The sequence below is a fragment of the Paenibacillus jilunlii genome, assembly GCF_900102965.1.
In the GTDB taxonomy this organism is placed as follows: domain Bacteria; phylum Bacillota; class Bacilli; order Paenibacillales; family Paenibacillaceae; genus Paenibacillus_AQ; species Paenibacillus_AQ jilunlii.
On the sequence record NZ_FNGM01000002.1, the window covers coordinates 512,918 to 523,499 of the forward strand.

The window sequence follows — 10,582 nt, forward strand, 5'->3', positions numbered from 1 at the left end:
CTTTCCTTATTTTCATCAGAAAGAAGGTCTGAGAATTGGGCACATCCTATATGATCGGCGTCGATATTGGAACAACAAGCACAAAGGCGGTCCTCTTTGAGGAGAATGGCAGAATTACCGCTCAAGCGAACCTGGGCTACCCGCTGCACACCCCTTCACCTTCGGTAGCAGAGCAGGACCCGGAGCAAATCCTAAGCGCTGTATTTCATACCATTTCAACCGTAATGAAGGACAGTGCCGTACGTCCGGATTCCGTTCTTTTTCTGTCATTCAGCTCCGCCATGCACAGCGTGATTGCTGTAGACCATGCAGGCCATCCTCTGACTCCCTGCATTACCTGGGCAGATAACCGCAGCGCCGCCTGTGCCGTCCGGCTGCGGAACGAACTGGGCGGCCATGAGCTGTATCTGCGCACTGGAACGCCTATCCACCCCATGTCTCCCCTCACCAAGCTGATGTGGCTGGGCGAGGAACAGCCGGAGCTGTTCCACCAGACCTACAAATTCATATCTATCAAAGAATATATCTTCGCCAAGCTTTTCGGTGAATACGTCATAGACTATTCCATTGCCTCTGCCACAGGCATGTTCAATTTGGAGCAGCTGGACTGGGATGCAGAAGCTCTGCATATTGCCGGCATTACTGCAGACCGTCTCTCGAAACTTGTTCCCACCACCCAGATCATGCAAGGGCTGCTGCCAGGGATGGCTGAGCAGCTCGGATTACTGCCGTCTACCCCTTTTATTGTAGGAGCCACCGACGGTGTACTCTCCAATCTTGGCGTTGGCGCCATTAAGCCGGGGGTCGTCGCTGCCACGATCGGCACCAGCGGAGCCATCCGCACGGTCGTGGACCGGCCGCTTACCGATCCCAAGGGACGGATCTTCTGTTATGCCCTGACCGAGAAGCACTGGGTCATCGGCGGCCCGGTGAACAATGGCGGCATGCTCTTCCGCTGGGTCCGGGATGAGTTCGCCGCCTCCGAGGTGGAGACAGCGAAGCGCCTTGGCATTGACCCCTATGAGGTGCTGACGCGGATTGCCGAGCAGGTGCCACCCGGAAGCAATGGTCTGCTCTTTCATCCCTATCTGACCGGAGAGCGTGCGCCGCTGTGGAATCCGGATGCCCGGGGCTCTTTTTTCGGGCTGACGATGAATCACCACAAAGAGCATATGATCCGCTCCGTGCTGGAGGGAGTCATCTTCAACATGTACACCGTCCTGCTGGCCATGGAGGAGCAGATTGGGCGGCCTGCCAAAATCCATGCCACCGGCGGCTTCGCCCGCTCCTCCCTGTGGCGGCAGATGATGGCCGATATTTTCGACCAGGAGGTCGTCATTCCGGAGAGCTTCGAAAGCTCCTGTCTGGGCGCAGTCGTGCTTGGCCTTTATGCCACCGGACGCACAGACTCCTTTGATATTGTATTCAACATGATCGGCTCTACCCATCAGCATCAACCGGTGAAGGAGCACGCCCGCGTCTATAAGCAGCTGCTGCCTATCTATATTTCCGTATTCCGCAGCTTAGAGAGCCAGTATCAGGCCATCGCTGAATTTCAGCGGGAACAGGCCGGGGAATAAGAATCCGGCTGCTTCTGCCTTATATAAAACGCCGACCAGCCGCAATATTGCGGGCAAGTCGGCGCTTTTTTAATTCATTTGATTTCATCACTCACAAGCTATAGGGCTGCCTTGTTCTGAGGCTTCTGCGGTCCGGAGCCAAAGACCACCCAGGCCGACTTCACATAGCGGAAGACCACGGCTACAACGAGCCAGGAGCCTAGCAATGCTACGAGCCAACCACCGGCGATGGCGGCCGTATACGCAAGCGAACCCCCGTGAAACGGAAGTTTTCTGTATAGGAACAGCAGTGCCGGATGAACCAGATAGATCCCAAAGGAACAGGCACCGATAGAGATCAGCATACGGCTCCACACACGCCGGCCTGTGCCATGCAGCAGGAAAGACAGCTGCAGCAGCACGATGCAGGAGAGCAGCCCATGCAGATTGGAGAAGCCTTCATACCACAGGCTGTTAATCACTGTTTTTTTCGTGTAGCTGTTGAACCACAGTTCCACATGAATGATTCCGGCAGCAGCCCATAGGACCCACAGCGCAATCCATCCAGGTCCTTTACCCGAAAGCCAACCCTTACGCGAGAGAATCAGCCATTGTTTCAAGGTTCCATAATAGACCGCAATGGCCGCTCCGAGCAGGAAGTAGGAGAAGTAGGTAATAGACAGACTGCCTTTGGACAAGTGCCAGTATCCATGATTCGTCATATATTTGTTCAGCAGCACGAATCCCCATTGCAGCAGCAGTCCGATCAGCGGGGCCCAGGCTGCAAGCCGCCGGACCTTTTGCAGACACCATAACATAAGCGGGAACAGCACATAGAACTGTATAATGATAATAATATAGTACAGATGCGTATACGCTGTCCCGGTAAGCAGATATTTGCCGAGCTTGTGGGCCATCTCATCCAGAGGCAGACTCCAGGTATGGCCTGCGGTCATTTTCAGGATAAAGTACATGAGCGAAAACATAACATAAGGCACAATAATATAAATCAGTCTGCGGCTATAGAATTTCCCCAGAGTTCTTCCCGTTAACGGGCGGTCGATATAATTGTAGAACAGCACGAATCCGCTCAAAAAGACAAACGACGGCACGGCAAATTGGCTGAACTTGTTAATGAACAGAAACGGATGGAACATCGAGGTGTCCAGTGTCTCCGCGAGTGTACGTGAAGTGGCATGTATAGCGATCACCGCAAGAATCGCAATGGCCCGAAATATATCCAGCTGTGGAATTCTTTCCTTTTGTCCCATTCCTTTTCCTCCTGTATAACTGCGCACCTAAGGTGCCTTTTTTCAAAAACAATCAAATACTCGCAGTACGCGCCATATGCACAATACGCGTCTACCCTTAAGTATAACGCCTTGTTCACGTTGCTGAACACTGAAAGGTTGCTTAATTTTTGACTATTTTTTGTTTTCATAACAAAGCCCCGCAGCTCCTGCGTGAGTGCACGCAACCATACTGCAGGGCAACCTTCCACATTACATCACTTATCTTCAGAGGCTTCACGATCATCCCCGGTCGACGGACGCAGCTCCCTGAGCGGGTTGCCCCCGACAAAGGAACCAGCCGCCACATCCTTATGCACCACTGATCCGGCCGCTACAACCGCTCCATCTCCGATAATTACACCAGGAAGAATCGTCGTATTGGCACCAATCAGCACATTTTCACCGATAATGACTTCACCCAGCCGGTATTCCTTGATCAGGTATTCATGGGCCAGAATTGTGGTATTGTAGCCGATCACAGAATTTTCGCCCACCGTAATCTTTTCCGGGAAAAATACATCTACCATCGCCATGAGCCCAAACGCAGTGTGCTTGCCCACCTTCATGCCCAAGACGTTACGGTATATCCAGTTCTTAACCGGCAGAATCGGGCAATAACGGGCAATCTGTATAAAAATAAAATTACGCACACCTTTCCAAGGGCTGACCGTGCGGTAGATGTACCAAAGGGAGTTGTGCCCTTCCACGGGATAACGGGTTACTCTTCTCACGGCTCCATCGTCCCCTGGTCTACGATTCCGAAGATGTCCTTCATATCATGGATGATATAATCAGGCTCATATTTACTCAGTACGTCTTCACCTTTTAGCGACCAGGCTACTGCAGCTACACGGACACCAGCCGCTTTGGCGGACTGGATATCAACAGGGCTGTCTCCAACCATCAGTGTTCTACGCGGATTAACGCCCAGGTTGCTGACAGCCTTCAGAACCGGCTCTGCGTGAGGCTTTGGCTGAACTACATCATTTACTGTCACAATGGTCTCCATGTACTTCAGCAGATCGAACATCTCCAGCGCCTTGATTGTGGTCGGACGAATTTTGGTCGTCACAATCCCCAGCTTGATGCCGCGGTCCGCAAGCTCCTCCATCGTCTCATTCACATGGGGAAAAGAGCCAATGAGCTCATCATGGTGCGCATAATTATACGAACGGTAGGACTGCTCCAGCACGCTGGTATCCTCCAGACCGGAGAAAGCACTCAACTGTTGATGCAGTGTAGTCCCCATATAGGGAATAATCTGCTCCCGGGTCAGCGGGGGCAGATTATTCTCCTTCAGCGTGTGCAGGAACGAGCTGATAATCAGCTCGTTGGTATTTACAATCGTTCCGTCCAGATCAAACAGTACACATTCTATCATTAGATCAGCTACTCCTTCGGTAATTCATCCGGCGTTTTCTCCGGCTCCGGTTGTCTGACCTGCGGAGCACTCTGCGGTGTATGTGCAGCACTTTCCGGAACTACAGCATCCGCTGCAGCAGCCTTGGTGCTGACAATAGGATCGGAGTAATGGTCCTTAGGCTGACCTGTTACCCGCCGGACAATGATTAGTAATATAGCCGCTACGATAGTCAGCAGCGCCAAAAGCTGTGAGCTGCGGATATTTCCATAAGCCGGATCGAGATACCCTTGTTCAAAGCCCAGCCATTTCATCGGTGACCACAATCCGTTCAGGAAGGAAGCCAGTCCGCTGTTCCCTTTAAAAGCCAGGCTGTCCGTACGCAGCGCCTCGATAAAGAAGCGTCCGATGGAATACCAAATGAAATAAGACAGGAAAATCTCACCTGCACGCACAAACTTTTGCCGGCGCAGCACCATCAGCAGCAGAATACCGAGCAGGCTCCAGAGTGATTCATACAGGAAGGTTGGATGATGAAAGGCGTCTCCTATGTACATCTGGTTCACTATAAAGTCAGGAAGATGCAGCTTATCACGCAGGAAAGATTCCTCCACAACGCCACCATAGGCTTCCTGGTTCACGAAATTCCCCCAGCGTCCGATCATCTGGCCTGCAAGCAGTCCAGGTGCGCAAATATCCACAATGCGCCAGAACGGATACCCTTTGTAACGGAAATAAATAATACCGCAAATGATAGCTCCAATTAGCGCGCCATAGATTGCGATTCCGCCGTTCCAGATCTTGAAGACATCAACAAAGTTGTCCTTGTAATCCTCCCATTTGAAAGCCACAAAATAAATCCGCGCACCAATGATTGCAGACGGCACACCGAGCAGCAGCATATCCATGAAAAATTCCTGCGGAATATTGAAACGCTTGCCCTCTTGGATCGCCAAAAATAACCCGGCCAATGCGCCGACACCGAGTATCAGACCATACCAGTGAACCGGCAGTGAACCGATGGAGAAGACAATCGGATCAATCGCTAACGAAAAAAACATGCTCTCACACTCCTAGTCCAAATCATCCATGTCTTCAGATATGGTGGCAGTAAGCTTATTAGTGAACTGCAGCGCCGCATTGAAGCCCATCTGCTTCAAACGATAGTTCATAGCCGCCACTTCAATAATAACCGCAAGGTTACGTCCTGGGCGTACGGGAATCGTTACAAGCGGCACATCTGTATCGATAATCCGTGTCGTTTCCTCATCCAGTCCGAGCCGGTCATATTGCTTGTCCTGCTGCCAGGCTTCCAGTCTGACTACCAGCGTGATACGTTTGTGATTGCGGATCGCCCCTGCACCAAACAATGTCATTACGTTGATTATACCGACACCGCGGATTTCCAGCAGATGGCGGATAAGCTCCGGAGCGGTCCCGTGCAGCTGGTTATCCGAGGTTTGGCGGATTTCTACCGCGTCATCAGCAATCAGACGGTGTCCCCGTTTTACAAGCTCCAGCGCGGTCTCACTTTTACCGATGCCGCTGCTGCCTGTAATCAGCATCCCCACACCGTATACGTCACAGAGAACGCCATGAATCGTGGCGGTAGGCGCCAGCCGGCCTTCCAGAAAGCTGGTTAGTCTGCTGGAAAAAATCGTAGTCGCCATAGAGCTGCGCAGCACCGGCAATCCTTTTTCGTTGCTTATATCAATAAGCTCCTGCGGTACATCAAGTGCTCTTGTAATCACGATACAAGGTGTATTATCATTACAGATCCCGCGAATCCGGCTTTTACGCTCTTCGTCCGGCAGCATGGAGAAAAAAGCCAGCTCGGTCTTGCCCAGCAATTGAACACGTTCTTCAGGGTAATATTCAAAATAACCAGCCATTTCCAGACCAGGACGATTCAAATCATCCACTGTAATCGGTCTCTTCAAACCCTCATGTCCGGAAACAACCTCTAACTGAAAATTCTGCACCAATTCGGATACCTTTACCTTCTTAGCCATGTGTGTCCGTCCTTTCGTCACCAGCGGCGGTAACCGCTCGCCCGCATTTGGTTAATAACAGTTCCTATCCCAGCCGCAGGTAATTCTCCTGCTATCTTAATGGATAACGCCTATGAATGCAATCTTAATAGCCTTGTTCCTTCTGTCTGACTTAACAAATAAGCAGGGCTCATAGGAGCCGTGGTGTGCAAAAATAAACAGCCCCACATTGTGGGGCCATGGCTTTCCGTCCAAAATCATGCGCTGTATAGAAAGCCCCCAAAATATAGCTGCTTCTATTTATTAAAAAAGCCGCCTTCTCAGGCGGCTTGCTTCACACGGTTATGCTATCTTATCCGAGCAGAACGTTAAGTTCGGATTCCTTGTCGAAGATGTGGATTTTGTTCATGTCGATCGCCAATTTTGGCTTGCTGCCTTCACGGGTAGTGGAACGTCCGTCTACACGGGCGATGACAGTGCTGGCACCAAGGCCGCTCAAGTACAAGAGCATTTCATGACCCAGGTTTTCAGTAACATCAACCATCGAAGTGAAGATCGTGTTCGGAGAAGCTTCCAGGAATACTGGTTCTTCGTGGATATCTTCCGGACGAACACCCATGATTACATCTTTGCCGATATAGCCTTTGTTGCGCAGCAGTGTGGCTTTGCCGCCTGGCACTTCAACATCAAGGTTCTCTGCGCGGAAGCGTACGGCGCCGCCAACATCAGAAAGTGTACCGTTGATAAAGTTCATTGTAGGAGAACCGATAAATCCGGCTACGAACAGGTTTGTAGGCTCATTGTACAACTCTTCAGGAGAAGCAGCTTGTTGAATGATACCATCATACATAACTACGATACGGTCACCCATTGTCATAGCTTCTGTCTGGTCATGTGTTACATAGATACAAGTGGTTTCAAGACGTTTAACCAGCTTAGTGATTTCCGCACGCATCTGACCACGAAGTTTAGCATCCAAGTTGGAGAGAGGTTCATCCATCAGGAAGACTTGCGGATCACGTACGATTGCACGGCCCAGAGCGACACGTTGGCGTTGACCACCGGACAATGCTTTTGGTTTGCGGTCAAGCAAATGCTCGATATCGAGAATTTTCGCAGCTTCGCGTACTTTTTTGTCGATTTCTTCTTTTTTCACTTTACGCAGTTTCAAACCGAATGCCATGTTCTGATATACACTCATGTGCGGATACAAGGCGTAGGATTGGAATACCATCGCGATATCGCGGTCTTTAGGAGCTACGTCATTGACTACACGGTCGCCAATGTACATCTTACCTTCGGAGATTTCTTCCAGACCGGCAATCATACGCAGGGTTGTGGATTTACCGCAACCGGATGGTCCAACCAATACCAGAAATTCCTTATCTTTAATATCAAGATTGATATCGATTACTGTCGCTTTATCGGAACCCGGGTATTTTTTGAAAATATGCTCTAAACGAACGCCTGCCATTGTATTTCCCCCTCGAGTCAATTATTGGATTAAAAAATAAATCGCTTTCTTGTATATTTATCTTACCCCAGACATGCCGCGCTGGCTATTTGTAACGTTCACAAAAAACCTATTTTCTTTTCGTCACTTTATACAATAACATGGCTAACTTCACAATAGCAGCATCCCCAAAGCTCCGGACATCCGCTCCGGTCTCCTGTTTGATCTTATCCAGCCTGTACAGCAGCGTATTCCGGTGAATATACAGCTTTTTGGCCGTTTCACTGACATTGCAGTCCATCTCAAAAAAAGTCTCCAAAGTAAGCAGCATTTCCTTGTCCGCAAGCACAGAGGTATAATCCCCGATCTGTCCAAGCAGCTGCCTGCGGCGGTCATCGGGAATGCTATTAACCAGCCGCTCCATATGAAGCTCCCATGGCAGATGAATGTAGTCCCCAACCTGAAAGATCCGGCCCAATATAATGGTTTCTCGCAGCAGGGCTACCGATCCGGTTAACCCTTTCACAGGAATAATGGCAGGTGCTACCGCCAGATGGAAAACCCCAACCCACTCGCTGGCTATCAGCTCATGCAGCCCCATACAGGTCTGCGCCAGCAAGTCATCAGCACTCTCTTCCTCATCTTCCTTATCATCCCCGCCGGTGAGCAGTTCCTTGCGGGCTAAAATTAACCATTCCTTCTCCTGCAGAGGGATAAGCAGAATTTCATTCTCGAAGTAACTGCGCAGCAGCTTCATCAGAGAACGGTAGGTCACCTGCGGGTTATGAACATTTTCGCTGACCAGCAGGAAGGGAATCATCTCCCCCACCAGCCGTCCCTTCAAAGTCATTTCGTCAGGAATTTCCGCCTCATTCTTTTCCTGCTCCAATTGGGCATTCAACCACCCGCTGAGCTGGCGGGCCTCTATTTCGCCTTCTTCCTTCAGGCCTGTTGCCTTAAGGGCGACTGCAAAATTTCTTGCCGCATAATTAACCAGCTTCACCTCCATGGGAGTCAGCCCATCCAGCTCCAGCCAGATTGCTGTTATCCGTCCATCGTTCTCATACAAAGGCACCCATAAATGCCCCTCATGCACCACGGGCTGGTCCTGCTCTTCTGCACCAATGCCAAAAAGGGAAGCCGAATGCTGCCTCCCGAGCTGTTTGATTCCAGTTCTCTTTCCGGTGAGCTGCTCTAATTTTTGACGCAATACCTCACTATCCATCGTCACCATACTCCACCACTTTTGCTCTTTTCGCCTATTTTATCACATTTTTCAACAAGATGCGCCTTAGACACTGTTAGGGTTAGAGCAGCCTGGCTGGAGACTTCACTCGGCATGTACATGCCTTTTCTTGGCCGGGGGCAGAGTAACAGGGGTCATTTTTTTCAATTCCTTATGCATCAAGATCCCGGCAATGGCTGCTTCCCCCATGGCAACAGTGGCCTGCTCAGCGTGTACCGCTATATCTCCGGCTACCCAGACATGCTCCACATCTGTCATTAAGGACCGTTTGTTAACCACTATATGCCTGTTCTTATGAGGAGCGAATCAGGTGTTTCAGCAGGACAAACCGGACAGGGTTTTCGCTATTTGTCCTATCTCCCCTTATTCTAGGATCAAACGAGCCATATCACTTCTCCTGAGTCTGAATCCGCCAGAAAAGCAGACTTTTTCGCAAAATAAGACCTTCTCCGTCCGCTTCATTCCGCGGATGGAATCCAACCCTCCGCAACACTATATCAGCTGATGCTTCCAAGAAAACCCCATTTTTCGGAATTATATAATCCTCTAAAAAACACAAAAAAGTCATCACCTAATGGTGATGACTTTCGATTGGAATGAGCCATGAAGGACTCGAACCTTCGACACCCTGATTAAAAGTCAGGTGCTCTACCAACTGAGCTAATGGCTCATAAAACTGGTGGAGGCTGATGGATTCGAACCACCGAACACGTACGTGAGCAGATTTACAGTCTGATGCGTTTGGCCACTTCGCTAAGCCTCCACAATATGGTGGCGCGGGACGGAATCGAACCGCCGACACAAGGATTTTCAGTCCTTTGCTCTACCGACTGAGCTACCGAGCCATAAAACAAACAAAAATGGCGGAACCGACGGGATTCGAACCCGCGATCTCCTGCGTGACAGGCAGGCATGTTAGGCCAACTACACCACGGTTCCGCATTTGTAATTAAATGGTGCCGGCGAGAGGACTTGAACCCCCAACCTACTGATTACAAGTCAGTTGCTCTACCAGTTGAGCTACACCGGCACGGTGTAAAGTCAAACTACAATCTAAAAATGGTGGAGGCTGAGGGGTTCGAACCCCCGACCCTCTGCTTGTAAGGCAGATGCTCTCCCAGCTGAGCTAAGCCTCCAGGTATGTATGGTAGCGGCAGAGGGGATCGAACCCCCGACCTCACGGGTATGAACCGTACGCTCTAGCCAGCTGAGCTACGCCGCCACAATAACATGATAATGGATTACAAATGGCGGAGAGAGAGGGATTCGAACCCTCGCACCGCTTACGCAGTCTAACCCCTTAGCAGAGGGTCCCCTTATAGCCACTTGGGTATCTCTCCAATTGATATAGCCATGTAAATCCATACAGGAATTTGCTCCCTGAAAACTGAATCCGAAACGAAACTTGCGTTTTACTTTTGGATAAGCCCTCGACCGATTAGTATTGGTCAGCTCCACACGTTGCCGTGCTTCCACCTCCAACCTATCTACCTCGTCGTCTTCAAGGGGTCTTACATACTGGGAAATCTCATCTTGAGGGGGGCTTCACGCTTAGATGCTTTCAGCGCTTATCCCGTCCGTACGTAGCTACCCAGCCATGCTCCTGGCGGAACAACTGGTGCACCAGCGGTACGTCCATCCCGGTCCTCTCGTACTAAGGACAGCTCCTCTCAAATTTCCT

At 50.4% G+C, this 10,582-nt stretch carries 9 protein-coding genes, 8 tRNA genes and 1 rRNA gene; 1 reads left to right on the forward strand and 17 read right to left on the reverse strand.

What is annotated here, in order from left to right:
* The first annotated feature begins 50 nt into the window (after positions 1–50).
* On the forward strand, positions 51–1,580 hold the full coding sequence (gene gntK / locus BLQ82_RS07040; protein ID WP_074647989.1) for a gluconokinase: 1,530 nt from the start codon (positions 51–53) through the stop codon (positions 1,578–1,580).
* Positions 1,581–1,678: 98 nt separating this feature from the next.
* Here gntK and BLQ82_RS07045 read toward each other — a convergent pair whose 3' ends face one another.
* The 17 genes from BLQ82_RS07045 to BLQ82_RS07125 form a co-directional block, all read right to left on the reverse strand.
* Positions 1,679–2,830: an acyltransferase gene (locus BLQ82_RS07045; protein ID WP_062523670.1), complete on the reverse strand. Its 1,152-nt coding sequence runs from the start codon at positions 2,828–2,830 to the stop codon at positions 1,679–1,681.
* A 236-nt stretch (positions 2,831–3,066) separates the two neighbouring features.
* A complete protein-coding gene (locus tag BLQ82_RS07050; protein ID WP_062523671.1) occupies positions 3,067–3,582 on the reverse strand; it encodes an acyltransferase in 516 nt (171 codons plus the stop codon).
* On the reverse strand, positions 3,579–4,232 hold the full coding sequence (gene ppaX, locus BLQ82_RS07055; protein WP_062523672.1) for a pyrophosphatase PpaX: 654 nt from the start codon (positions 4,230–4,232) through the stop codon (positions 3,579–3,581). Before ppaX ends, BLQ82_RS07050 begins: the two co-directional genes overlap by 4 nt.
* Before the next feature lie 8 nt (positions 4,233–4,240).
* Positions 4,241–5,272 carry a prolipoprotein diacylglyceryl transferase gene (gene lgt / locus BLQ82_RS07060; RefSeq protein ID WP_074647948.1) on the reverse strand — a complete coding sequence of 344 codons (1,032 nt, stop codon included), beginning with the start codon at positions 5,270–5,272 and terminating at the stop codon, positions 4,241–4,243.
* 12 nt (positions 5,273–5,284) lie between these two features.
* Positions 5,285–6,223, reverse strand: coding sequence for an HPr(Ser) kinase/phosphatase (gene hprK, locus BLQ82_RS07065; RefSeq protein ID WP_020425530.1), 939 nt, complete (start codon positions 6,221–6,223; stop codon positions 5,285–5,287).
* Between the two features lie 331 nt (positions 6,224–6,554).
* Positions 6,555–7,676, reverse strand: coding sequence for an ABC transporter ATP-binding protein (locus tag BLQ82_RS07070; RefSeq protein WP_062523673.1), 1,122 nt, complete (start codon positions 7,674–7,676; stop codon positions 6,555–6,557).
* 109 nt (positions 7,677–7,785) lie between these two features.
* Complete coding sequence (locus BLQ82_RS07075; RefSeq protein ID WP_062523674.1) at positions 7,786–8,880, reverse strand: PucR family transcriptional regulator; 1,095 nt, start codon at positions 8,878–8,880, stop codon at positions 7,786–7,788.
* A 105-nt stretch (positions 8,881–8,985) separates the two neighbouring features.
* Positions 8,986–9,180 (reverse strand): hypothetical protein, encoded by a 195-nt coding sequence (locus BLQ82_RS07080; protein WP_074647951.1) that lies wholly within the window; start codon positions 9,178–9,180, stop codon positions 8,986–8,988.
* Positions 9,181–9,498: 318 nt separating this feature from the next.
* Positions 9,499–9,571, reverse strand: a tRNA-Lys gene (locus tag BLQ82_RS07085).
* 7 nt (positions 9,572–9,578) lie between these two features.
* Positions 9,579–9,664, reverse strand: a tRNA-Tyr gene (locus BLQ82_RS07090).
* A gap of 6 nt (positions 9,665–9,670) precedes the next feature.
* A tRNA-Phe gene (locus tag BLQ82_RS07095) sits at positions 9,671–9,746 on the reverse strand.
* Between the two features lie 16 nt (positions 9,747–9,762).
* Positions 9,763–9,840: transfer RNA gene (locus BLQ82_RS07100), tRNA-Asp, on the reverse strand.
* A 15-nt stretch (positions 9,841–9,855) separates the two neighbouring features.
* A tRNA-Thr gene (locus BLQ82_RS07105) sits at positions 9,856–9,931 on the reverse strand.
* Positions 9,932–9,961: 30 nt separating this feature from the next.
* Positions 9,962–10,037, reverse strand: a tRNA-Val gene (locus tag BLQ82_RS07110).
* A gap of 9 nt (positions 10,038–10,046) precedes the next feature.
* Positions 10,047–10,123, reverse strand: a tRNA-Met gene (locus tag BLQ82_RS07115).
* Between the two features lie 26 nt (positions 10,124–10,149).
* Positions 10,150–10,241: transfer RNA gene (locus BLQ82_RS07120), tRNA-Ser, on the reverse strand.
* Between the two features lie 78 nt (positions 10,242–10,319).
* Positions 10,320–10,582: ribosomal RNA gene (locus BLQ82_RS07125) — 23S ribosomal RNA — on the reverse strand; the annotation flags it as partial.

What these genes read in the sequence shown, in the direction of transcription:
- gntK (WP_074647989.1), top strand. Translation starts at nt 51, where the DNA reads ATGATCGGCGTCGATATTGGAACAACAAGCACAAAGGCGGTCCTCTTT.
- BLQ82_RS07045 (WP_062523670.1), bottom strand. Translation starts at nt 2,830, where the DNA reads ATGGGACAAAAGGAAAGAATTCCACAGCTGGATATATTTCGGGCCATT.
- ppaX (WP_062523672.1), bottom strand. Translation starts at nt 4,232, where the DNA reads ATGATAGAATGTGTACTGTTTGATCTGGACGGAACGATTGTAAATACC.
- lgt (WP_074647948.1), bottom strand. Translation starts at nt 5,272, where the DNA reads ATGTTTTTTTCGTTAGCGATTGATCCGATTGTCTTCTCCATCGGTTCA.
- hprK (WP_020425530.1), bottom strand. Translation starts at nt 6,223, where the DNA reads ATGGCTAAGAAGGTAAAGGTATCCGAATTGGTGCAGAATTTTCAGTTA.
- BLQ82_RS07070 (WP_062523673.1), bottom strand. Translation starts at nt 7,676, where the DNA reads ATGGCAGGCGTTCGTTTAGAGCATATTTTCAAAAAATACCCGGGTTCC.
- BLQ82_RS07075 (WP_062523674.1), bottom strand. Translation starts at nt 8,880, where the DNA reads ATGGATAGTGAGGTATTGCGTCAAAAATTAGAGCAGCTCACCGGAAAG.